This window comes from Facklamia sp. P13069 (genome assembly GCF_050409405.1).
Taxonomy (GTDB): Bacteria; Bacillota; Bacilli; order Lactobacillales; family Aerococcaceae; genus Facklamia.
Genome location: NZ_JBNUPN010000006.1, coordinates 70,633 through 93,145, shown reverse-complemented (window position 1 = coordinate 93,145; position 22,513 = coordinate 70,633). Strand labels below are relative to the sequence as shown.

Sequence of the window (22,513 nt, the reverse complement as noted above, 5' to 3'; positions counted from 1 at the left end):
ATAAAGACAACCCCTTTATTTGAGATTAACTCACAAAGGGTTTGTCTTCAGTCTGGGGACTCCTGAATTAGGAGTCCTTTTTGTCTTCATCTGTTTTAATATCTTCTTCTTTGATAATGTTGATATCCATATGAGATAACAATTGATGCATGAAGAGAGTATGTTGTTTAAAAGTATGGTAGATAATAAAGAGTGTTAGGCCCACAAAGAGATAGAAAGGAACATAAAAGCCTGACCATAATAATTGAATGATTTCTATCATTAAGATTGGCACAAAAGAACAAACCATAACTAACTTCATTCGCACCATAAAAGGTAAAGGAAAGTTTAAACGCATGTTCAAGATACCGGTTAATAAAGAGGTAATAACTAGAAAATAAAAGTGAGCGAAGACCGCGGCTATCCAAGTCATTATTATAGTAAAGAAGAGTTGAGTTAAACTAAATTGACTAGCATAAGTCAAAACGGCCGCTAGATTTTCTTTATTAGTGACCATATCATGATTAAAGGCAAAAACCTGACCATTTTCGGGTGTATAGACCAGTATTTGGTTTTTAACTAGTAACAAGTTGAAGGTGCTCGTCAATTGAGGGTCTCTATTATCTACTGACTTTAAAATTAAACCTTCTCCTTCAGAAAGATTGGTCAACTGATCGTCTATAATTAATTGAAATTGTCGTGATTCATAATATAGAGCTTTCTCGCCTTCATTAAGCTGGAGTTCACCCGCATTAATGTGGAAATCAGGTAGATAATTAATGCTTTCATTAATATCTGTTTGAATGGATCGCAGTGTTGGAAAAAGGGCTTTTCCAAAATTCAAAGCCATTAAAATGGTGATAATTAAAGGAAGGACTAATACTTGCTTCCATTTGACATTGAGGCTCTCGATATAAAAGCGTGGATTATTCAAGCCATTTTTAAGGATAAAAAATAATTTTTTCAAATAAAACATCCTTTATTCTATAATTTAATAGAGCTATCTTATCCAACTATTCAGCATTATGCAAGTTGGACGCCTATATTTATTATAACATGAATTATTTATTTTTATGGCGAAATTTGTTTTGATCTACTATTAATAAAGCAATAGCTAGAAAGCTAACCAAGCCACCATAATAGATAGAGTCGGGGAAATAAGTCATCTTAATTGTATGTTTACCTTTGGTCATTGGAATAGCCATTAAAGTATCATTTAAAACTGGAAGGGCTTCTACAGACTGATTGTCCACTTTAACATGCCAATAAGGATCATAAGGCAATGTCATCAGCAAATATCCTTCTTCTTGCTCAATATTAATTTGGCCTTCCAAAGTATTTTCTTCAAAAGAAGTAATTTTTAGAGACTTGTTTTTTCTTTTTGTGATTAACTGCTGATAGTTTTTAAGGTTGAATTCATAGAGATTTATAAGGTTGGCTTTAAAAGTGTTTTTCTTTAACTTAACTCTAAGTGAATGTTCTTTACCTGATTTTTTAAAAGCCGCATCCATAATTTGGCGGCTGTTAGTAGGCGAATAAAACTCATAAGGCTTACTATCTAGTATAAGTTCAACTCTGTTGTTAGAAAAATGATTAGGAAAAGTAAAATAAAAGGGATTGTTTGATTCAGTATCAAAGGATAGGGCAAAAGAAGCATCCCTTTTGGGATTTTCTTTTTTGTAGGTATAGAAGTCCCCATCTCCTTTATTGGTCACATTCAGATTTAGATAATCAATTTTTTTGAATTTTTTTTGTTCAAAGAATTGTAGCTTTTCACCGTCAAAGTTCAGCAAGTCTAATAAGATTTCTTGATTTTCAATGGGCTTATATTTTTTAAACTTAGCTTTTATAACCACAGGAGATACTTCCATTCCTAGTCCCAAAACATTCGGATTTTTATAGTAGACATAGCGCTTTTCTTTTTTGAGTTTTTGATGCGCTCGAATATCAAAATCGCTGACTTCTCGATATAAAGCGTAACTTTCAACCGTGGCATACATATTTGTATTGGAGGTGATATCGATGAGGTAGCGAATATTCAAAAAATCATCGGTAAACAGGGTCCCACTGGTGTAATAAATGGAATTACTAGTGTGTGGAATTCCCAAATAACCATACAGTTGGCTAGTAGAAGCCTCTAAGGTTGATCCAAAATGATTGACGCTAGGATAATTAGCGAAAAAGGATTCATTTTTTGTTCGATTAAAGGTCTTATGGATGCGATAGAATTCATTTTCTTTAGGTTGAACAGGGGCAATCATCTCATCCAATAAGGCAATATAATCTTTAAATCGAGAAGGTTGCACATAATGATCATTAGATGACAAAATGAAGTAACCGTTTAGAGTCATATCTCCACATGTTAGAAGGAGTATTAGGAAAAGCAAACCCTTATTGGGCTTGCGATTAAGATAGAAAATAAAACTAATTAAGAGCATGAAGATGAGGCTATAAAAGATTTTTGCATCACTTAAAAAGCTATAATTATCATTCAAAAAATAAAATAAACAAAAGACTGTTAAAGAAAAAACTATGGTGAGTATTTGATAGAGTCTGATCTTATGAACGTATTTATAAGAGCGAATCGCTAAAATTAATAAAAAGAATGAAACTAAGAATGAAAAACGAGAAGGATACCAAATCGGAAATTGACCAAGGTGCCATGCCTTATCTAAATTAGTGAAAGTAAAGGAGGCAAAGTAAAAGACTAATAACATAAAGCTGATTAGTTTTTCTTTCATTCTTATCTTAGCTGAGAGAAAGTATAAGATAAGAAGAACTACCACAGTCATGCCCACATAAAAATTGGCTGAACCGTTGGATAACTGATTAAAATTAAAAGCACCGATAAAGTTTTTGGCCAGTAAATCCATCAAGGAGTGTTCACTTGAACAATCAAAAATAAAATCGAAGGATCCTTTCTTATGAGCATTTTTGCTGCTCAGAGTTGAAATAAAAGTAGGGAGTAAAAAGAGTCCTGACAATCCGGTTGAAAGCAGTGAATATTTTATAAAAGAAAAGTATTGCGAAAAAACTTTTTTGATTGAAAGGTGTTTCTCATCTTCGAAAATGACAAAAAGACTATAACCCATTAAAAAGATCGAAATCATATAAGCTATGTAATAATGACTGATCATTGCAATCGCTAAACTAAAAACATAAAGAAGCGGTTTGTTCTCTTTGAGTAGATAATCTAGACCTAGTGCAATTAGTGGTAACCAGAATAATCCATCTAACCACATGATATTCAGTTGATAGGCCATGGTATAAGACATGAAGGTATAGGCTTGACTAAAAGCTATATTCATGACTGGCTGGATGGTGTATTTTTTTTCAACAAAATAATAAAAACTGGCCGAAATGGCTAGCAGTTTTATGAGGGTTAAAAATAGAATGGCGAAATCTAAATTTTCAGTTTTAAAAAATAGTATAATCAGATTAAAGGGACTCATTAAATAATACGCCCATAAGCCAATCATCTCACCACCAATTCCTTTTTCAAAAGAATAAAGGAAGAGTCTAGGATTTTCTGTGAGTGCTCGTTGATACAAACTGAAAAAATCGATGTATTGCTGGCTTAAATCAACGGTGAGCAGGGTACGTTCTTGTTGATCTCCTATGGGAATAAATTTCATCAAATAGGCTAACATACTTGCTATTAAGAAGCTAATAAATATATTCACTAAAATAAAATATTTTCTACTTTTAATTTTCACGAAAAAACTCCTTTTTCTTGAAACATTGCTTATCTATCTTAGCAAAAAATAGTGATAAAATCACAAAATAATAAATGTTAATTTATGACTTAACGGATAAAGTTTCAACTTGAGGTATAGTTTGCTATAATAACTTAGACTTTAGAAATAGATTACAGAAAGTATGATGAAGATGCCTAAAAAATTAAATAAAAATAAAAAAAAGAAGCGTTCACATATACCTAGGCGATTAAATCTTTTGTTTTTTACAGCCTTTTTAGCTTTTACAGCCCTTTTTATTCGTCTGGGCTATTTGCAACTATATAAAGGAGAAAGTCTTACTAAAATGGTTCAACGAACCGAATCAACCATTTCAACGGGGGCTGTGCCTCGTGGAATGATCTATGATAGCCAAGGTGATGTGATTGTCGGTAATCAACCGGAACGAGCTATTCTCTTTACCAGAGATCGTGCCTCGAGGGTAGATAATGGAGATCTTATTAAAATTGCTACTCAGTTAGCCTCTTTAATTGAATTACCAACTCAAGGAGTTACCGAAAGAGATAAGAAAGATTATTTTATCGTAAATAATATCGACGAAATTCGTAAACGTTTAAATGATGAGGAACTGCTTTTATCAGGCAGTCAGGCTTATGAAGCTCAATTATCAAAAGTTGAAGACGAAGATTTAGAATTTTCGGAAGCCGAATTAAAAATTATTGCCATCTATAAACGTATGGCAGCTGCTTACGAGTTATCGACCGTTACGATAAAAAATAAAAATGTTACCCAAGAAGAAATAGCTAGGGTGAGTGAAAACTTAAGAAACTTACCCGGCATTCAAATTGGGACTGATTGGCAAAGAGTTTATCCTAAAAAGGATATGCTCCGTTCTATCCTAGGACAAGTTTCGACTGAAGAGCGCGGTATTCCAAGAGAAGACGCTAAGGAATTATTGCTTAAAGGTTATGCTATGAATGATCGAATCGGAATTTCTTATTTAGAAAAGCAATATGAATCGATTTTAAAAGGCTCTAAATCAGTTTTTAATATTGTGACAGATGCTAAAGATGATATTCTAAAAAATGATAAAGTCTACGAAGGTTCAAAAGGAAACAATCTGGTATTAACTATCAATACAGATTTTCAAGCTAAGTTAGATGAGATTGTTGAAAGCAGTTTAGTTAATATGGGAGCCGAACAGGGATTAAATGATCGAGTTTATGTGGTAGCCTTAAATCCAAAAAATGGTGAAGTATTAGGCATTTCCGGTAAGAGATATGCTTATGATAAAAAAAATGATACCTATAATCGTGAGCAAATTGTTGATGACGCTTTAGGAGCCATTAACACATCCTACGGTATGGGGTCTAGTGTCAAGCCTGCCATGATCTCAATGGGTTATAAAGAAGGCGTTATTTCTTTAACAGATAATGTAATTGTTGATGAACCATTAAAATTCCAAGCTTCTCAAGAGAAAACATCCCTATTCAATCGAACAGGGCAAATTCCTATTGATGATATGATTGCATTGCAACGTTCTTCAAACATTTACATGATTAAGTTAGCCATGCGTATCGGTGGGCAATACAATTATGAAGAAGAGGGACGATTGAATATTAATCCTCGGACCATCGATATTTTGAGAAGGAACTTTGCTGAATTTGGCTTGGGAACTAAGACTGGTATCGACCTCCCCAATGAATCAACGGGATATACACCTGCTAGTAATATGTTAGTTTCAGCACTTGATTTATCGTATGGTCAATTCGACTTATACACACCGTTACAGATGGCTCAATATGTCTCTACAATAGCTAATAACGGCAAACGTTATTCACCTAGATTGGTTAAAGAAGTTCGCGGAACTGATAAAAACGGTCAATTAGGTGGGATTGTTACCACTATTCCACCAAAGTTAATGAATGTCATTCAAAATGAGCCTGCCCAAATGCAAAGAATTCAAGAAGGAATGCGAATGGTTTCCCATACCCAAGAAGGAACTGCTTCATTTTATTTGCAGGATTATCCTTTTCAAGTAGGGTCGAAAACGGGAACGACAGAAGCCTTCTATGCAGGACCTATTCAATATGCAAAAAATGATCCTGTTATAAATGGTACTTACATTGGTTATGCACCCTTTGATGATCCTGAGATAGCTATTAGCGTGATTGTCCCTTACCTTAACCAGTCTTCATACGGTGGTGAAGCCACTCGAATAGCACGGGACGTGTATAATGCTTACTTTGAATTGAAATCAGCCACTAGAGAGACTATTATTGATTATAAGAATAAGAAAAATTTAACTTCGCCTTAATTAGGGTTAAATTTTCAGAAAGATTTATTTAAATCTTCACAAAGGTTTGCTAAACTGAGAAAAAATAGATGAGGTGAAATAATGGATATTTGGATTTTAGTACTGGCTCTATTGGTGCTGGCAATTATTGTCTTGGTGATGTCTTTGTTTACCAAAGACTCTACAGGTAATGCAAGCTTAAATAAAAAGCTTGAAGATCACGCAGAAAAAATCAGACAGTTACAACATTCGATTAATCAACTCAAGGTGGAAGATACTTCCATTGAAAGTGTTGAGGAAGAATTTATGCAGCCTTTAACAGCTCAAGATGTTTATTTTGCACCCAAAGAAGATGCTGAAAAATTTGAAGCAATTGAAGCAGTTGAAGAGCATGAAGCTCTTGAAGTTGCAGAAGAAGTGGTTCAACCGCGTGTCAATTATGATGTCAATGATCGCAATCGCGAAGACATCATTCGTTACTATTCACAAGGTTATACCTTAAAAGAAATTGAAGATGAGGTTGATGAAGAGCTCGTAACCATTCAATACGTGATCGATGAATATATTGAAAACCGCTAGTTAGGAGGTTTAATATGAAAAAAGAAAAATTAAGATCATTAGGGGTGGGGCTTCTAATTGCCAGTTTACTAACGGCTGTTTATGCTACCTTTGTTCAAGGGTATGTGCCAATCGAGGGAGTGACCTTACCTAGCTTACTTGATGGGCAAGAAACCAGGCAATTAAAAGACAAGGTTAAAGAAAGTGAAGCCAGTTTAGAAAAACTAACAGGCGATAATGAAAACTTAAAAAAACAATTAGAAAAAGTGACCACCGATAACGAATCCTTAACAGAAAAGGTTGCTAAACAAAGAGAATCAATTGATTATTTAGAGTCACTGAGAGATGAGAGTGATAATACTGAAGAACAAGATGAATCCATAGATTCTAATGATGAAACTGCAAGTGAAGATAATAACCAAGCTTCTGCTGAAGGAGCCTTTGTAATTCGTCAAGGAGAGAATGCTAGTCAGATTTCTCAGCGATTAGAAACAGAAGGATATATTACCTCCGCTCAAGAGTTTCAAAACCTTATCGAACAATGGCAATTATCTTCATTAATTCAAACAGGCGAATATCAATTGAACTCTGATATGACCATTCATGAAATTGCTAGCCAGTTAACTCATGGAGCTTATTATTATCAATAAAAAACCATAGCTAAATTTTAGAAACAATGGTATAATCTTATAGTGCTGTTCTTGGAAGAGTAAATATTTTTTAGTTTGGAGGGAAAATCATGCGCGTAAACATCAATTTAGAATGTACTGAATGCGGTGAACGTAATTACTTAACTAATAAAAACAAACGTAACAATCCTGATCGTCTGGAAGTTAAAAAGTACTGCCCAAGAGATCGTAAGGTAACATTACACCGTGAAGTTAAAAAATAATTTTTATGAAAGTCTGGGCCATTAATGACCTAGACTTTTTATTTTTAACTGAATTAGGCTCAATAGGAAAAAATAGCTACTTAGTGTATAATGGACTTCAAATTATTAAAGGAGTTTCAAATATGAAAAAGAGACGTATTTTAGCCTTACCCTTCGTTACTTATTCCTTAGTAGCGATCAACTTAATGGTCTTCATTTATATGTTAATAAGATTTCAAACAACAACATCCTTAGAGGCTTTAATAAAAACGGGAGCGAAGTCCAATGAATTAATTCTTTATGGTGGAGAATGGTGGCGATTAATTACACCAAGCTTTATACATATTGGTTTTGAACACTTGCTTTTTAATAACCTTTCTCTTTATTTTATAGGGCAAGACTTAGAAAAAATTCTTGGACACGGACGCTTTTTAATAATTTATTTACTTGCTAGTTTTGGGGGCAATGTATTTTCTTTTGCCTTTAATGACAATGTTTCAGCAGGTGCTTCGACAGGTATTTTCGGCTTGTTTCTAGCTTATATTGTCTTAGCGAAAATGTATCCCAATATGATTGTTTTAAGGCAAAGAGCCATTAATTTTTCACTGTTAATTATTTTGAATGTCATTACTGGTTTTTCTTCTCAAGGGATTGATCAGTGGGGACATTTTGGTGGAGCGGTATACGGTGGTATGACGACCTTAGTCTTAGGTCTAGGTCACCGATTGCATGCCAGTGTTGATAAGAAGATAAGATCAGGGGTTTTTTGGGGAATATTTATTTTGACTGCTCTCTTAATTATGGGTAAAATTTTTAACTATCGCTAGGAGGCTGTATATGAAAAAGATTATCGGCATCGATTTGGGTGGAACGAGTGTTAAAATGGCCATTATTTCACAAAAAGGTCAAATTATTGAAAAATGGTCAATACCAACCATGACTCAAAATAAAGGTCAAAAAATTGTTCCTTCGATTATCGAATCTATTCAAAACAAATTAGAAGAAAGACAAGAAGTAGCAGAAGATTACCTAGGCATTGGAATGGGTAGTCCGGGCACTATTTTAGAAGATGGTTCAGTTAAGGGAGCCTATAATTTAAATTGGGTACACCCTCATCCCGTTAAAAGCCAATTTGAAAGAGCAATCAACCTTCCCTTTATGATCATTAATGATGCTAATTCAGCTGCTCTTGGTGAACTCTGGCAAGGAGCAGGCAAGGGTTGCAGTGATTTAGCAATGTTAACTTTGGGAACAGGAGTTGGAGGAGGAATTATCTGCCAAAATCGTTTGATTAAAGGAGCTTCGGGTTCAGCGGGAGAAATTGGCCATATAACAGTGGACTTTACCGATCGTTTTCCTTGTTCATGTGGTAAAAAGGGATGCTTAGAAGCGATTGCTTCAGCCAAAGGTCTCAATAACTTGGGTCAACTTCTTGCTAAAGATTATCAAGGCCAATCTTCTTTGTACCAAATGTTCCAAGCTAGCCAAGTGGTTGAAGCTGAGGATTTAATGGTAGCAGTAAAAGCTAATGATGACTTTGCTCTGGAAATTTTTGAAAACTTTTCAAAATACATAGGCTTAGCTTGTTCATACTTAGCAAACATTCTCAATCCGCAACAGATTGTTATCGGAGGGGGTATCTCCAAGGCTGGAGACTCCCTTAAGGAATCCATTGAAAAACAATATCAAAAATTTGTTTTTCAACCTATCAAAGATCAAACACAAATAAGCTTAGCTGAATTAGGCAATGACGCCGGAATTTTAGGAGCAGCTTATTTAATTTTAGTAAAAGAAAGTAGGAAATAATGATGAGTATATTTGAACTGTTTTTGTGGATAATTGTAACTGTTCTTTTAGTTTATGGTATTTTCTGGGTAAGCCTTTGGATAATGCGCAAACGATCAGCCCAATTGGTCGCTAGTGGAGAATTAAATGAAATTATTCGCAAAGTCCAAGTGGTTGATGTTCGTGAAGCGGGAGAATTTGATGCACGTCATATTTTAGGAGCTAGAAGTATTCCAATGTCGCAATTTAAAATGCGTTTTAGTGAAATTCGAAAAGATATTCCTGTTTATTTAGTGGATGATAATTATTTTTTAAGTTCAAGAGCTGCTAATATATTAAGAAAGAATGGATATGACCAAGTCTTTATTCTAAAGGGTGGAATGGAAAAATGGTTTGGGAAAACCAAATCGAATCAATAAAAAATGAAGTGGCAGAATCCACTTCATTCCTATTATCCTTTATAATTAAAAAAAGAAATTACGAGACTAAAAATGACACCAGCTAACATGGTAATCACCATAATAATCGAAAAGATTTTTATACGTCGATCGTATTTACTTTTCTTTTTTTTGTTGGCTTTCATTGGCTGGAACCTCCTATCCATTGATAAAAATAGTGTAACGCAAACGCCTATAAAATGCAATTTGTCTTTATTAAGTTAACTTTAATTCAAGTTAAAAGTTTGTTAGAATGAGATAATCATGAAAGTGAAGGAGATAATTAGATGACATTAGCTCAAATTGGTGTAGTTGGAATGGCTGTAATGGGAAAGAATTTAGCGTTAAATATTGAAAGTAGAGGTTATCGTGTAGCAATTTATAATCGCTCACAGTCTAAAACAGAAGCAGCCATAAACGAAAATAAAGATAAAAATTTAGTAGCTAGCTATGACTTGGAATCCTTTGTTCAATCAATTGAAAAGCCTCGTCGTATCTTGTTAATGGTAAAAGCAGGTCAAGCGACTGATTCTACAATCCAATCACTTTTACCTCTTTTAGACCAAGGAGATATTTTAATCGATGGAGGGAATACCTTCTTTAAAGATACTATGAGAAGAGCAGAAACTTTAGCTGACTCTGGCATACATTTTATTGGGATGGGAGTTTCTGGTGGGGAAGAAGGTGCCTTACATGGTCCTGCCTTAATGCCTGGTGGACCAAAAGAAGCCTATGAATTAGTTGAGCCTATCTTAAAAGAAATTGCGGCAAAAGCACCAGCTGATCAAGAACCCTGTGTAGCTTATATGGGAGCAAATGGTGCCGGTCATTATGTTAAAATGGTTCATAATGGTATTGAGTATGGTGATATGCAATTAATTGCCGAATCCTATGCAATCATGGATAAATTATTAGGAATGTCTGCAGATGAGATTGCTCAAGTCTTTGAGGAATGGAACCAAGGAGAATTAAATTCCTATCTAATCGAGATCACCGCCAAGATTCTTAAGGAAAAAGACCCTGAAAGCAAGCGACCAATGGTTGAAATGATTATTGATAAAGCTGGTAATAAAGGGACTGGAAAATGGACCTCGCAATCAGCTTTAGACTTAGGCGTTCCCTTACCTACAATTACAGAATCGGTTTATGCGCGCTTTATCTCTGCTTTAAAAGAAGAACGTGTTAAGGCTTCTCAAATTATTCAAGGACCTTCGCATGATACTTCTAGCTTCCAAAAGGATCGTAAACAGTGGATAGAGAAAATTCGTCAGGCACTTTATTTTTCAAAAATTATGTCCTATGCTCAAGGATTTGCAGAATATCGCAGCGCTTCCGAAGAATATCAATGGGATTTAAATTATAGCCAAATTGCCCGTGTCTTCCGTGCAGGGTGTATTATTCGTGCGCGCTTTTTGCAAGATATTTCTGATGCTTTTGATCGTAATAGAGAATTAGATAACCTTTTATTAGATAATTTCTTCACTCAAATCACTAATCAGTATCAATCAAGTGTTCGCGAAATTGTTTCTTTATCAGTTCAAGCGGGTGTTGCTGTTCCTGGATTTTCAAGCGCAATTGCTTATTATGACTCGTATCGTAGTGAAGTACTTCCAGCTAATTTAATTCAAGCACAGCGTGATTATTTCGGAGCGCATACTTATGAACGTGTGGATAAAGTTGGCAGCTACCATTTCATTTGGGATGAATCGCGTGAAGAAAGAGTAGACCAATAGTCTAAGACCTTAATAAACGTTAATTGGTTAGTAAGTTAAGTCTATAGGAGGAAGTTCGCATGGTAAAAAATGTAAATCAACGTGTCTTAATTGTTGAAGATGAGAAGAACTTAGCTCGCTTTGTTGAGCTTGAGCTTCAACATGAAGGCTATGAAACAGCTATCTGTTATGATGGGCGCAGTGGTTTGGAAAAGGCCTTAGAAGAAAAGTGGGATGTTATTTTACTTGACCTAATGTTACCTGAATTAAATGGGTTGGAAGTTGTACGCCGTATTCGTCCAGTTAAAGATGTACCTATTATTATTATGACGGCTAGAGATTCTGTCATTGATCGTGTTTCAGGTCTTGACCAAGGAGCAGACGACTACATCGTTAAACCATTTGCCATTGAAGAATTATTAGCCAGACTCAGAGCACTTTTCCGTCGAATCGAGACTGAAGATGAATCAAGAACTCAAAATCAACCTTATCTAAAATTTAGGGACTTAGTGGTTGAAAAATCAAGCCGTATGGTGAAAAGACAAGGTGAGTTAATTGATTTAACTAAAAGAGAATACGAATTATTAGTCTTTTTAATGGAAAATATCAATATGGTTATGCCACGAGATGTCTTATTAGAACAAGTATGGGGCTATAAATCCGAGGTTGAAACTAATGTGGTGGATGTTTATATCCGTTATTTGAGAAATAAAATCGATATTCCAGGAGAAGAATCTTATATTCAAACGGTTCGTGGTACAGGCTATGTCATCAGAAACTAAATCATCTTCTGTCTTTACTTTTAAGAAAGACCAACCCCTTTCGCTTAAATGGAAATGGGGTATTTTCTTATCCTTAGCAATGATTATGCTGTCATTTATTTCACTTTTAATCTATCGCCAGTTAACGATTCAAATGTACGATGAACAATCAAAGGAAAGTCATCAGATGCAATTTGAATTTTTAATTAAGGGGCTATCCGACCAAGATCAGCCTTTCCAAGCTCAACAATTCCTTGACCAAAAAGAACAAGATAGTGAGACAAAAGTTAAGTTTTTAATAGATCACTATTCTAACGACCAAACTATCATTCGCCTATATAGTCCCGAACAAAAGTTATTAAATGAAAGTCAGCATTTTCAATATCCTATTGGATCATCTAGTAAAGAGCTTGAAAGGCAAAATATAAAAGGAAAGAATTATCTAATCGGCTCTAGTCGGATTTCGAGTCGTATTAATCAAGAATTATTAGGCATTGTTCAATATATTGTTCTACCTGAGGCAAAAGTAGCGTATGTTCAAAAGTTAAATTATTTTTTGATTCGTTGTTTTCTAATAACGACTTTGATTTCAATATTATGTGGCTTTTTAATCGCTCATTATTTTTTAAGGCCCTTAACTTATGTTATTAACACTTTAGATTTATTAGAAGGAGATACTCTCTCTCAGGTTCGTGTTGTTCGACCGCGAACCAATGATGAGTGGAGCGATTTAAGTTTACATGTTAATAAACTGCTCGATAAGATTGAGCTTTATGTAAAGGGTCAAAAACAGTTTGTGGAAGATGTTTCGCACGAATTAAGAACGCCGGTAGCGATTGTTGAAGGACATTTAAAGATGTTAAATCGCTGGGGTAAAGAAGATCAGCAGGTTTTAGATGAATCTATTTCTGCTTCGCTGCAAGAAATTACACGAATGAAGGAATTAGTCCAAGAAATGTTAGACCTTTCAAGAGCAGACCATGTAGACGTGGATTACAAAGACGAAGTAACCGAAATCACCACCGCAGCTTCTCTAGTCCACCATAATTTTGAAATTTTATATCCAAACTTTCATTTTTATTTAGATAATGAGAAAAGTAAAAAAGTTTATGTCAATATTTATCATCATCACTTTGAACAGATCTTAGTAATATTACTTGATAACGCTGTGAAATATTCGACAGATCGTCCGGAGATACATATTTCAGTCAGTCAAACCATGAATAAGGTTGAAATTGCTGTCCAAGATTTTGGAGAAGGAATGACAGCAGAAGATAAAGAGCGTGTTTTTTCAAGGTTTTACCGAGTGGATAAAGCACGAGCGCGTGCCAAAGGTGGTAATGGCTTAGGGTTAAGTATCGCTAAACAATTAGTAGAAGGCTACCACGGAAAAATTCGGGTGGAGTCTGTCTATCAAAGAGGATCGATCTTCTATGTTGAGTTTCCGATTTTAACGGACCAACACTTAATTTATAAAAGTGAAAGGATTGCCAAAGAACTTGCTAAAGAAGAAAAATAAAACGAGCCTCAGCACAATAATGTGGTGAGGCTCATTTTATGTAGATTTATTTATTCTTTCTTTGCTTTCCAGCATTTCTAGCTTTTGGATTTTTAACCGGCACAATACGGTCAGCATTTACTTTTTCTAATTGTTTTTTCGTTTGTCTCGCTTTTTTCTGTCGCTTTACTCGCGGCATATTTTGATACTTTTTGACTTTTTCATCAATATCTTTTTGAATTTTTGGTCGTGCAACCTGATTCATATAGAATTGTTGAGCTAAAGTGAAAAGAGAACCAGTGAAGAAATATAGTCCGATTCCCGCGTTAGAAATATAAGTGAAATAACCTAACATAATTGGGTTCATATACATCATTGATTGTTGCATTTGATTGGCTTGAGGATTATCGGAAACGGGTGTAGCTGTTCCTTTTTGCATTAACCAACTAGATAAGAAGGTAGTTGCTGCAACTAAACCAACTAATAGTAAACTCTTTCCACCCAAGTGAATACCTAAGAAAGAGGACTCTGCAATTTTATCGGATGTACGAACCGCTGTATAAACAGCTGAAATAATTGGCATTTGAATTAATAATGGTAAACAGCCAGAAACGTTCGATAACATGTTAATGTCATATTTTCCGTAAACTTGCATTAACTCTTGTTGCAGAGCAGCTTTTTCTTGTGGATTATCTGTTCCTTTCATTTCTTCTTGAATTTCTGCAATTTCAGGTTGGGCATATTTCATTTTAGCTGAGCTTTCCATTGATGATTTAGTCATCTTATAAGTCGATGGAAGCATAAACAAACGAGTGATTAGGGTAACTATCATGATTGCAATCCCATAAGAACCGCCAAAAATATCTGCTAAAAAGTCTAAGAAGTTAGCAGTTGGTACTCCTAAATATTCATAGATAGGTCCAGTTGGGTTACCCGATGCATCATAGCGAATACAGCCTGTTGCTATCAATGAAACCATCGAGATAAGAAAAATTAACTTCCAATATTTTTTTATAAATTTCATTTTTCACGCTCCATCTAATTGATATAATTAACGATATATTATTTTGTGTTATTTTACAACAAATACAATGACTTGATACATTCTAAGCTAAAATTTGTGGTTTATCAAGTTAGTAATCATATAAAAGAGTATTTCTAGAAGTTGAATTTTAATTGGTATAAGCCTTTAATAAACTTAGAAATACGATAATTTGTTCGATATCATTTATCATAAATGATATAATAACCCATGCACGAGAGTTCTGAAAGGATGTGATGTGAATGGCTCAAAAGAAAAAACAATCCAAGCGTCAGAGTCAATCACCCAATCAAATGAAGTACCAATCAATCTACTTATTTTTAGGTATATTAATTACTTTCTTAAGTTTAGTCGCTATTTTCAATTGGGGCATTATGGGTTTAATGCTAACTAATGGTTTTCGTTTAATGGTAGGTGAAAGTTACGGACTTCTCTTATATACCAGTTTATTCTTAGGCTCCATGATGATGCTAAAAGGAAGAGTAATTAATGTACCTTTGAGACCACTCTTAGGTGGTTTTTTAATTATAATCGCATTAGCAGGGTCTTTACACTTTATTGAGTATTACGATTACTTACAAAATAATACTCAGCAGTCGGCGTTTGAGCATGCATTTCGAATCTACCGTAAGGAATTATTATCTCAACAAAGTATTTCTAACTTAGGGGGTGGATTGGTCGGAGCAGGTCTTTATGTCAGTATCGGATATTTATTTGGTAAATGGGGATCTTATCTCTTCTTCTTTGTTAGTTTCTTTATCGGCTTAATTTTTCTTTTAGATCGCCCTTTAATTACCGGTTGGCAAGCCATTCAGCAATTATTTAGCCAAATGACTAATCTTTTTAAAGAACTTTTTCCTGATTTTTCAGAACTTAAAGAGGTTTACCAAGATAAAGGTGATGATCTTAACGATGAACGAAACATCATCGCTGCTAGTCCATTGGAAGAAAATCCTGATGAGGTTATGAATATTGAAGGCAACGAACTTAATGAATCAAAGCAAGAAAAGCAAAATGTATTTACAACACTATTTAGTCGTTTCTATTCCTTCTTTATGAAAACAGAAGAAACACAAAGTCTTCCTCCAAAGGATGTTTCATTTAACAATCGAACAGCTTATATGCCAACCTTCGAAAGAGAAGACCAACCCGCTTTTAACCCCACCACAGAATATGAATTTAAGCCTTATCGTCAAGAAGATTATCAGCAAAAATCTTTAAACTCCAAACGTTTATCCCAAGAAGAAGGACGTGTCTTGGATTTAGACTTCTTTGATCAGATGCACGATCAAGAAATAGCGCATTCTCAAGCTGATAGTCAATCGATTGATTCAATGACAAAAGAGCAGCTGAATCCTTTACCAACGAAGGAAGTAGAAAGCCTAGAAGAAATTGAAACAGCCATAGCACAAGACGAAATGGCTGATGAGGCACTTTCTAAACAAACGCCTAATAAAGCAGATGTCTTAGCTACTGCTAGTCATTGGCAAGACGCTAGTAATCAAAGGCAAGCTCTAACTGACGATGACTTAGATCAGGTTTTAAGTAAGGAAGAACTACAAAAGCAAACCAAAACCAAACAAAAGAAATCTAAAACCTATCAGTTCCCTGGGAAAAAGCTACTAAAAAAATTACCAGTAGTCGACCAGTCGGAAGAATATCAACGTATTAATGACAATATAAAAAAATTAGAATTGACTTTTGAAAGTTTTGGGGTCGATGCCAAGATAGTGAAGGCCAATTTGGGTCCTTCAGTCACTAAATATGAAATTGAACCTGCTGTGGGAGTTAAGGTAAGTAAGATTGTGTCCTTATCTGATGACATTGCTTTGGCACTAGCAGCACGTGATATTCGAATGGAAGCCCCTATACCCGGCAAATCGCTAATAGGAATTGAAGTTCCAAATACCCAAGTCAGCCCAGTCGCCTTTAGTGAAATTGTCGATGCGGGCTTGGAATCTGATAAACTCTTAGAAGTGCCTTTAGGACGAGATATTTCAGGTTCAGTTTGTCTGGCTGACTTAACCAAGATGCCCCATTTATTAATTGCTGGAGCAACAGGTTCAGGTAAGTCGGTTGGTGTGAATGTAATTATTTGTTCTATTTTAATGAAGGCAAAACCTGAAGACATTAAATTTTTAATGATTGACCCGAAAAAGGTCGAATTAACCCTCTACAACGACTTACCCCACCAGTTATCACCGGTGGTTACCAATCCACGCAAGGCAGCTAGAGCTTTAAATAATGTGGTAGAAGAAATGGAAAGACGCTATGAACTATTTGCTACAAGCGGGGTGAGAAATATTGATGGCTATAACGAACAAGTGGAGAGTTGGAACAAAGAAGAAGGAACTGGCTACGAGAAATTACCGAAGATAGTCGTTATCATTGATGAGTTAGCAGACCTCATGATGGTGGCCTCTAATGATGTTGAAAATGCCATTATCCGTTTAGCTCAAATGGCGAGGGCAGCCGGTATCCATATGATTATAGCGACGCAAAGACCTTCGGTTGATGTTATTACTGGAATTATTAAGGCCAATATTCCTTCTCGTTTAGCCTTTGCTGTTTCTTCTGGAACAGATTCACGCACAATTCTAGATTCGGTCGGTGCTGAGAAATTACTGGGTCGTGGTGACATGCTCTTCCAACCCATGGGCAAGAATAAACCGATCCGAGTTCAAGGAGCTTATATATCTGATGAAGAGGTAGAGCGCATTACTGACTTCATCAAGCAACAAAGACAAGCCAATTATGATGAAAATATTGTCGTCAGTGAAGAGAGTGTCTTAAACTCAGAAGCCTCTGATGATGAATATTATCTTGAAGCAGTGGAGTTGATTAAGGAACAGGATACTATCTCTATTTCACAACTCCAACGCAAATTTAGAATTGGTTATAATCGTGCAGCCCGTATGATTGATGACCTAGAAGCACAAGGTTTAGTTTCCGCACAAGATGGGAGTAAGCCAAGGCAAGTCTTAATTGAATCAAATGAAGATTAATTTTTAGACCAAGGATGATTAAAATAGTTTTAAAAAAACATGGTCTATTAAAATAAATTTGTTACTGAAATTTATGCTATTATCCGATATAATATGAGGGACTATGAACATTAGCAATGGAGAAAGGAGTTTCGATTAACATGGATCATGCTGTTATCGAAATGCGAGATATTTCCAAGAAGTTTGGCGATTTTTTTGCAAATAAAAAGATTAATTTAGAACTTAAAAAAGGAGAAATTCATGCCTTACTTGGTGAGAACGGGGCAGGCAAATCAACTTTAATGAATATCTTATCCGGTTTACTAGAACCTAGCTCCGGTCAGATTTATATGAACGGTAAGGCTGTGACAATCGGATCTCCAAAAAGAGCAGTCGAGTTAGGAATCGGCATGGTGCACCAGCATTTTATGTTGATTCAAGCCTTCACCGTAGTTGAAAACATTATTCTAGGTGAAGAACCGACCAAGGGACTGGTGGTGGATAAGGCTCAAGCACGCGAAAAAATTGTTGAGCTTTCTAAAAAATATGGTTTGTCAGTAGACCCTGATGCTAAGATTGAAGATATTTCAGTGGGTATGCAACAACGAGTGGAAATTCTAAAGACCCTTTACCGTGGTGCAGATATTTTAATTTTTGATGAGCCGACGGCTTCTTTAACGCCGCAAGAAATAGACGAGCTAATGGAAACAATGCATAAATTGTCTAATGAAGGCAAGTCTATAATTATTATTACGCACAAGTTAAAAGAGATTAAGCAAGTGGCTGACCGTTGTACTGTTATTCGCCGAGGAGAGTCAATTCAAACCGTTGATGTGGCTGAAACTTCAACGGTGGATTTAGCGAATATGATGGTAGGAAGAAACGTTAACTTTAAAACCGAAAAGAAATTAGCACACCCGACCGATGTAGCTTTGTCAGTTCAAAATATCCATATTGAAGATCATCGAGGCATCGTAGCTGTAGACAAGCTCTCATTTGAAGTGAAACACGGTGAAATTGTTGGGATTGCAGGGATAGATGGTAATGGGCAATCTGAATTAGTTCTGTCCATCACTGGTTTAATCCCACCTAACTCAGGTGAGATTTACTTAAATGGTGAGAATATTACCCACTATACAACCCGTCAAATTGCGCAAAAAGGTCTGGCTCATATTCCTGAAGACCGTCACAAATACGGTTTAATTCTCGATCGAAAATTAGAAGACAATATTGTATTGAAAGATTATTATCATTCGCCCTTTTCAAAGTCTAATTTCTTGAACTTTAAAGAAATAGAAAAGCGGGCAAAAGAACTAATTAAAAAATATGATGTCCGAACGGTCTCCGAAAAGGTCAATGCCCGTTCGCTTTCAGGAGGAAATCAACAAAAAGCGATTATTGCGCGTGAATTGGAGATGCATCCCGATATTTTAATTGCAGCGAATCCTACACGTGGGTTGGATGTAGGGGCTATTGAATTTGTTCACCAAGCATTAATCAATGAACGGGATAAAAACAAGGCAGTTCTGCTAATGAGTTTTGAGTTGGATGAAATAATGAACTTATCTGACCGTATATTAGTTATGTTTGATGGTAAGATTGTAGCCGATATCCCGGCTGCTGAAACTAATGAAGAAGAATTAGGTTTATTAATGGCCGGGACGCCTTTTGAAGAAGTAATGGCTAATCGTAATAAGAAAGAAGGGAGTGAAGGTAACTAATGTCAAGATTAACTAAAATATTTACTTCCGTAGCCTCGGTCATTATTGGTTTGGTTTTTGGAGCCCTTTTAATGTTGGCCTTTGGATATGATCCAGTGACAGGTTACAAATTTTTAATTACAGGAGCTTTTGGTAATCCGTTTTCCATCGGTCAAACCTTCCGAGCAGCAGCTCCTTTAATTTTTACTGGACTGGGTTTTGCGGTGGCTTATACGGCTGGATCGTTTAATATTGGTCTTTCGGGTCAAGCCCTATGGGGTTGGTTTGTATCCGTAGGGGTGGCCTTGATGATGCCCGAATCACCTGCTTGGCTAGTCATTCCTTTGGCTATTATCGCCGGAGCATTAGCCGGAGCCTTGTGGGCAGCTATCGCCGGCGTTTTAAAAGCCTATTTTGGCACCAGCGAAGTCATCGTAACCATCATGTTAAATTATATCTCTATTTATTTTGTCGATTATTTAATTCGCTATGTCTTAACCGATCGAGCAGATAGAACGCCTTCAATTGGTCAAAATGCCAGCCTAAGAATGGAATGGCTCAGTCAATTAACTAAAAACTCCACCCTACATGGTGGGATTTTCCTAGCAGTGATTGCTGCGGTAATCATTGGCATCTTAATGTCACGCACGACGACTGGTTTTGAATTAACCTCAGTGGGTCTCAACCGTTATGCTTCTAAATATGCCGGAATGTCTGACAAGAAAAACATTGTGCTTGCCATGCTCATCTCTGGTGCCTTAGCTGGTTTAGGGGGCGTAATGAATGGCTTGGGTGAATTTGGATTCATTAACCTTCAAAATGGTGTGGCACCGGCTATTGGTTTTAACGGAATGGCTGTCGCTTTACTAGGAATTAATAATCCAATCGGTATTATCTTCTCAGCTATTCTCTTTGGTGCTTTAGAAACAGGGGCATCGACCATGGCGCTATTTGCTAAAATTCCTTCCGAAATCGTAGATATTGTCATGGGGATAATTATTTTCTTTATTGGAGCGAACTTTATTATTACTTATTTTAAAGATAAATTATTCCCACAAAAACAAAGTATAGCCACTAAAGCTAATTCAGAAGGAGGCGAAGTCTAATGTCAGTTAATCTGCTAACACTTATCGTTTCTTCAACCCTTGTTTATTCAGCTCCTCTAATTTTTACAGCCATTGGTGGTGTTTTTTCAGAACGTTCTGGGGTTGTTAACGTGGGGCTAGAAGGAATCATGGTTATTGGTGCCTTAGCTTCAGTTGTTTTTAACTTAAATTTTGCGGATCAATTTGGCGATCTGACCCCTTGGTTGGCCTTGATAGCAGGAGGTCTGGCAGGTATCCTCCTTTCAGCTATCCATGCATTGGCCACTGTCCATTTAAGATCTGACCATATCATTTCAGGAACCGTTATCAACTTGATCGCGCCAGCTTTGGGTGTCTTTCTAGTTAGAGTATTATTTGATGGTAAAGGTGAAACACCTTCCATTAGAGAGTCCTTTGGTTATGCGACTTTCCCCATTTTATCGGATATTCCTTTTATTGGACCGATTTTCTTTAAAGCTACTTCAGCCCCCGCTTATGCTGGTATTTTACTAGCGGGTATCGCTTGGTTCGTTTTATTCAAAACACCTTTTGGCTTAAGGTTACGCTCAGTCGGCGAACACCCTCAAGCAGCGGACACACTAGGTGTCAATGTTTATGGCATGAAGTATGCCGGTGTTTTACTTTCAGGCTTTTTTGGTGGTTTAGGTGGGGGTGTTCTAGCGAATACCATTACCTTGAACTTCTCACTTTCGACGGTTGCCGGGCAAGGGTTTATGGCGATGGCGGCCATGATTTTCGGTAAATATAATCCGCTTGGCGCAATGGGAGCGGCTATTTTCTTCGGCTTTGCCCAATCCCTAGCAGTTTTAGGGTCACGTATTCCTTATATTGAGAGTATTCCATCTGTTTACTTACAGATTGCACCTTACTTAGTGACAATTATTGTCCTGGTCGGAGTGGTTGGTCAGTCCAGAGGGCCTGCAGCTAACGGAATTACTTATGTCAAATCGAAATAAAATACTTAGACTGATCATGAATTCATCATGACAGTCTTTTTTAAATGAAAAGTTAGGAATGAAAAAGATGAATGGAAATAATAAACGTTATCAAACGTGGAATAAGCATTTAAAGGATCATTTTGGCGAAAAGGTCTTTAAAGTCTCACTGGACGGTGGCTTTACTTGTCCTAATCGTGATGGTACAGTTGCCTTTGGCGGTTGTACTTTTTGTTCGGAATCTGGTTCGGGCGACTTTGCTCAAAGTCGGTTGGATCCGCTACCTATTCAATTAGGAAAAGGGATCCAGCAAATGCACAAAAAATGGCCTAAAGTTCAAAAATACATCGCTTATTTTCAAAACTTTACCAATACGCATGCTCCCCTACATGTTTTAAAAGCGCGGTTTGAACAAGTCATTCATGAAGAGGGTGTGGTAGGCATAATGATAGCGACGCGTCCAGATTGCTTGCCTGATGATGTGGTTGAATACTTGGCAGAATTGAATCAAAAGTATTATATGTGGGTAGAATTAGGACTGCAAACTGTTCATGACCAGACCAGCGTCCATATAAATAGGGGACACGATTACCAATGCTACTTAGATGGTGTTGCCAAGTTGAGAAAACATCATATTCCTGTGTGTACCCATTTAATTAATGGTTTGCCTGGTGAAGACTACGCCATGATGATGGAGAGTTTGAAACGAGTAGTAAAAGAATCAGATATTCAAGGCTTAAAGCTTCATCTCTTGTATTTGATGGAAGGCACTAAAATGGTCCAAGATTATCAGACGGGGCGGTTAAGATTTATGACACAGGAGGAATATGTGCAATTAATCTGTGACCAATTGGAGTATGTCCCTCAGGATATTATTATTCACCGATTAACCGGCGATGCACCGCGTGAGCGATTGATTGGACCTCAATGGTCACTGAAGAAGTGGGAGGTCTTAAACGCTATTGATCATGAGCTTGAAAGAAGAGGATCCTATCAGGGGATGCGAAGTTAATCCATTAAAATAAGGCACCATGGGGTTAGATAGTGAACTTTATGGTACTTTATTTTTAAAAGATTTGATAACCAGCTTTTTGAAAAAGAACAAGAGAAAATAACCTCTTTTTATTCAAAGTATCGATCATTGCATCACTATT

General features: G+C 36.2%; 19 protein-coding genes. 15 read left to right on the top strand and 4 right to left on the bottom strand.

Annotated elements, in window-relative coordinates; all coding sequences use genetic code 11:
- Nucleotides 1–67: 67 nt before the first annotated feature.
- Together ACQV2T_RS03070 and ACQV2T_RS03065 are read right to left on the bottom strand one after the other, a co-directional pair.
- On the bottom strand, nt 68–946 hold the full coding sequence (locus ACQV2T_RS03070; protein WP_428875809.1) for a DUF1189 family protein: 879 nt from the start codon (nt 944–946) through the stop codon (nt 68–70).
- A gap of 94 nt (nt 947–1,040) precedes the next feature.
- Nucleotides 1,041–3,695, bottom strand: a complete 2,655-nt coding sequence (locus tag ACQV2T_RS03065; RefSeq protein ID WP_428893224.1) for a YfhO family protein — start codon at nt 3,693–3,695, stop codon at nt 1,041–1,043.
- Nucleotides 3,696–4,020: 325 nt separating this feature from the next.
- Here ACQV2T_RS03065 and ACQV2T_RS03060 point away from each other — a divergent pair, with 325 nt between their 5' ends.
- The 7 genes from ACQV2T_RS03060 (at nt 4,021) to ACQV2T_RS03030 (ending at nt 9,603) form a co-directional block, all read left to right on the top strand.
- On the top strand, nt 4,021–5,991 hold the full coding sequence (locus ACQV2T_RS03060) for a peptidoglycan D,D-transpeptidase FtsI family protein (protein WP_428873790.1): 1,971 nt from the start codon (nt 4,021–4,023) through the stop codon (nt 5,989–5,991).
- An 81-nt stretch (nt 5,992–6,072) separates the two neighbouring features.
- Nucleotides 6,073–6,549 (top strand): terminase gpP N-terminus-related DNA-binding protein, encoded by a 477-nt coding sequence (locus tag ACQV2T_RS03055; protein WP_428893223.1) that lies wholly within the window; start codon nt 6,073–6,075, stop codon nt 6,547–6,549.
- A 14-nt stretch (nt 6,550–6,563) separates the two neighbouring features.
- Nucleotides 6,564–7,178 carry an endolytic transglycosylase MltG gene (locus ACQV2T_RS03050; RefSeq protein ID WP_428873788.1) on the top strand — a complete coding sequence of 205 codons (615 nt, stop codon included), beginning with the start codon at nt 6,564–6,566 and terminating at the stop codon, nt 7,176–7,178.
- 89 nt (nt 7,179–7,267) lie between these two features.
- Nucleotides 7,268–7,420 carry a 50S ribosomal protein L33 gene (gene rpmG, locus ACQV2T_RS03045; protein WP_090290502.1) on the top strand — a complete coding sequence of 51 codons (153 nt, stop codon included), beginning with the start codon at nt 7,268–7,270 and terminating at the stop codon, nt 7,418–7,420.
- A gap of 122 nt (nt 7,421–7,542) precedes the next feature.
- Nucleotides 7,543–8,226 (top strand): rhomboid family intramembrane serine protease, encoded by a 684-nt coding sequence (locus ACQV2T_RS03040; protein WP_428875812.1) that lies wholly within the window; start codon nt 7,543–7,545, stop codon nt 8,224–8,226.
- A gap of 10 nt (nt 8,227–8,236) precedes the next feature.
- A complete protein-coding gene (locus ACQV2T_RS03035) occupies nt 8,237–9,205 on the top strand; it encodes an ROK family glucokinase (protein WP_428874691.1) in 969 nt (322 codons plus the stop codon).
- Nucleotides 9,205–9,603: a rhodanese-like domain-containing protein gene (locus tag ACQV2T_RS03030; RefSeq protein ID WP_428873785.1), complete on the top strand. Its 399-nt coding sequence runs from the start codon at nt 9,205–9,207 to the stop codon at nt 9,601–9,603. The genes ACQV2T_RS03035 and ACQV2T_RS03030 overlap by 1 nt, the downstream gene beginning before the upstream one ends.
- Nucleotides 9,604–9,635: 32 nt before the next feature.
- Here the strand turns inward: ACQV2T_RS03030 and ACQV2T_RS03025 are convergent, their stop codons facing one another.
- A complete protein-coding gene (locus ACQV2T_RS03025) occupies nt 9,636–9,767 on the bottom strand; it encodes a hypothetical protein (RefSeq protein ID WP_428881723.1) in 132 nt (43 codons plus the stop codon).
- A gap of 141 nt (nt 9,768–9,908) precedes the next feature.
- Here ACQV2T_RS03025 and gndA point away from each other — a divergent pair, with 141 nt between their 5' ends.
- The 3 genes from gndA to ACQV2T_RS03010 are packed head-to-tail and all read left to right on the top strand — an operon-like array spanning nt 9,909 to nt 13,613.
- Entirely contained in the window at nt 9,909–11,354 is a 1,446-nt protein-coding gene (gene gndA, locus ACQV2T_RS03020) for an NADP-dependent phosphogluconate dehydrogenase (protein ID WP_428874692.1), read from the top strand.
- Between the two features lie 59 nt (nt 11,355–11,413).
- Nucleotides 11,414–12,115 carry a response regulator transcription factor gene (locus ACQV2T_RS03015; protein ID WP_428873782.1) on the top strand — a complete coding sequence of 234 codons (702 nt, stop codon included), beginning with the start codon at nt 11,414–11,416 and terminating at the stop codon, nt 12,113–12,115.
- Nucleotides 12,099–13,613 (top strand): ATP-binding protein, encoded by a 1,515-nt coding sequence (locus tag ACQV2T_RS03010; protein ID WP_428874693.1) that lies wholly within the window; start codon nt 12,099–12,101, stop codon nt 13,611–13,613. The genes ACQV2T_RS03015 and ACQV2T_RS03010 overlap by 17 nt, the downstream gene beginning before the upstream one ends.
- A gap of 46 nt (nt 13,614–13,659) precedes the next feature.
- Here ACQV2T_RS03010 and yidC read toward each other — a convergent pair whose 3' ends face one another.
- On the bottom strand, nt 13,660–14,616 hold the full coding sequence (gene yidC / locus ACQV2T_RS03005) for a membrane protein insertase YidC (protein ID WP_428873780.1): 957 nt from the start codon (nt 14,614–14,616) through the stop codon (nt 13,660–13,662).
- A gap of 260 nt (nt 14,617–14,876) precedes the next feature.
- Here yidC and ACQV2T_RS03000 point away from each other — a divergent pair, with 260 nt between their 5' ends.
- From ACQV2T_RS03000 to ACQV2T_RS02980, 5 genes are all read left to right on the top strand, one after another.
- The gene (locus ACQV2T_RS03000) at nt 14,877–17,639 is read left to right on the top strand and encodes a DNA translocase FtsK (protein WP_428893222.1); all 2,763 of its coding nucleotides are present in this window, start codon (nt 14,877–14,879) and stop codon (nt 17,637–17,639) included.
- Between the two features lie 140 nt (nt 17,640–17,779).
- A complete protein-coding gene (locus ACQV2T_RS02995) occupies nt 17,780–19,339 on the top strand; it encodes an ABC transporter ATP-binding protein (RefSeq protein WP_428881727.1) in 1,560 nt (519 codons plus the stop codon).
- On the top strand, nt 19,339–20,424 hold the full coding sequence (locus ACQV2T_RS02990; RefSeq protein ID WP_428873777.1) for an ABC transporter permease: 1,086 nt from the start codon (nt 19,339–19,341) through the stop codon (nt 20,422–20,424). The genes ACQV2T_RS02995 and ACQV2T_RS02990 overlap by 1 nt, the downstream gene beginning before the upstream one ends.
- Nucleotides 20,424–21,380 (top strand): ABC transporter permease, encoded by a 957-nt coding sequence (locus ACQV2T_RS02985; protein WP_428873775.1) that lies wholly within the window; start codon nt 20,424–20,426, stop codon nt 21,378–21,380. Before ACQV2T_RS02990 ends, ACQV2T_RS02985 begins: the two co-directional genes overlap by 1 nt.
- Before the next feature lie 58 nt (nt 21,381–21,438).
- On the top strand, nt 21,439–22,371 hold the full coding sequence (locus ACQV2T_RS02980) for a TIGR01212 family radical SAM protein (RefSeq protein ID WP_428884925.1): 933 nt from the start codon (nt 21,439–21,441) through the stop codon (nt 22,369–22,371).
- Nucleotides 22,372–22,513: the final 142 nt, after the last annotated feature.

Bases quoted from the DNA above. Each gene is read 5' to 3' on its own strand.
- ACQV2T_RS03060 (WP_428873790.1), top strand. From the start codon at position 4,021: ATGGTTCAACGAACCGAATCAACCATTTCAACGGGGGCTGTGCCTCGT.
- ACQV2T_RS03055 (WP_428893223.1), top strand. From the start codon at position 6,073: ATGGATATTTGGATTTTAGTACTGGCTCTATTGGTGCTGGCAATTATT.
- ACQV2T_RS03050 (WP_428873788.1), top strand. From the start codon at position 6,564: ATGAAAAAAGAAAAATTAAGATCATTAGGGGTGGGGCTTCTAATTGCC.
- rpmG (WP_090290502.1), top strand. From the start codon at position 7,268: ATGCGCGTAAACATCAATTTAGAATGTACTGAATGCGGTGAACGTAAT.
- ACQV2T_RS03040 (WP_428875812.1), top strand. From the start codon at position 7,543: ATGAAAAAGAGACGTATTTTAGCCTTACCCTTCGTTACTTATTCCTTA.
- ACQV2T_RS03035 (WP_428874691.1), top strand. From the start codon at position 8,237: ATGAAAAAGATTATCGGCATCGATTTGGGTGGAACGAGTGTTAAAATG.
- ACQV2T_RS03030 (WP_428873785.1), top strand. From the start codon at position 9,205: ATGATGAGTATATTTGAACTGTTTTTGTGGATAATTGTAACTGTTCTT.
- ACQV2T_RS03025 (WP_428881723.1), bottom strand. From the start codon at position 9,767: ATGAAAGCCAACAAAAAAAAGAAAAGTAAATACGATCGACGTATAAAA.
- gndA (WP_428874692.1), top strand. From the start codon at position 9,909: ATGACATTAGCTCAAATTGGTGTAGTTGGAATGGCTGTAATGGGAAAG.
- ACQV2T_RS03015 (WP_428873782.1), top strand. From the start codon at position 11,414: ATGGTAAAAAATGTAAATCAACGTGTCTTAATTGTTGAAGATGAGAAG.
- ACQV2T_RS03010 (WP_428874693.1), top strand. From the start codon at position 12,099: ATGTCATCAGAAACTAAATCATCTTCTGTCTTTACTTTTAAGAAAGAC.
- yidC (WP_428873780.1), bottom strand. From the start codon at position 14,616: ATGAAATTTATAAAAAAATATTGGAAGTTAATTTTTCTTATCTCGATG.
- ACQV2T_RS03000 (WP_428893222.1), top strand. From the start codon at position 14,877: ATGGCTCAAAAGAAAAAACAATCCAAGCGTCAGAGTCAATCACCCAAT.
- ACQV2T_RS02995 (WP_428881727.1), top strand. From the start codon at position 17,780: ATGGATCATGCTGTTATCGAAATGCGAGATATTTCCAAGAAGTTTGGC.
- ACQV2T_RS02990 (WP_428873777.1), top strand. From the start codon at position 19,339: ATGTCAAGATTAACTAAAATATTTACTTCCGTAGCCTCGGTCATTATT.
- ACQV2T_RS02985 (WP_428873775.1), top strand. From the start codon at position 20,424: ATGTCAGTTAATCTGCTAACACTTATCGTTTCTTCAACCCTTGTTTAT.
- ACQV2T_RS02980 (WP_428884925.1), top strand. From the start codon at position 21,439: ATGAAAAAGATGAATGGAAATAATAAACGTTATCAAACGTGGAATAAG.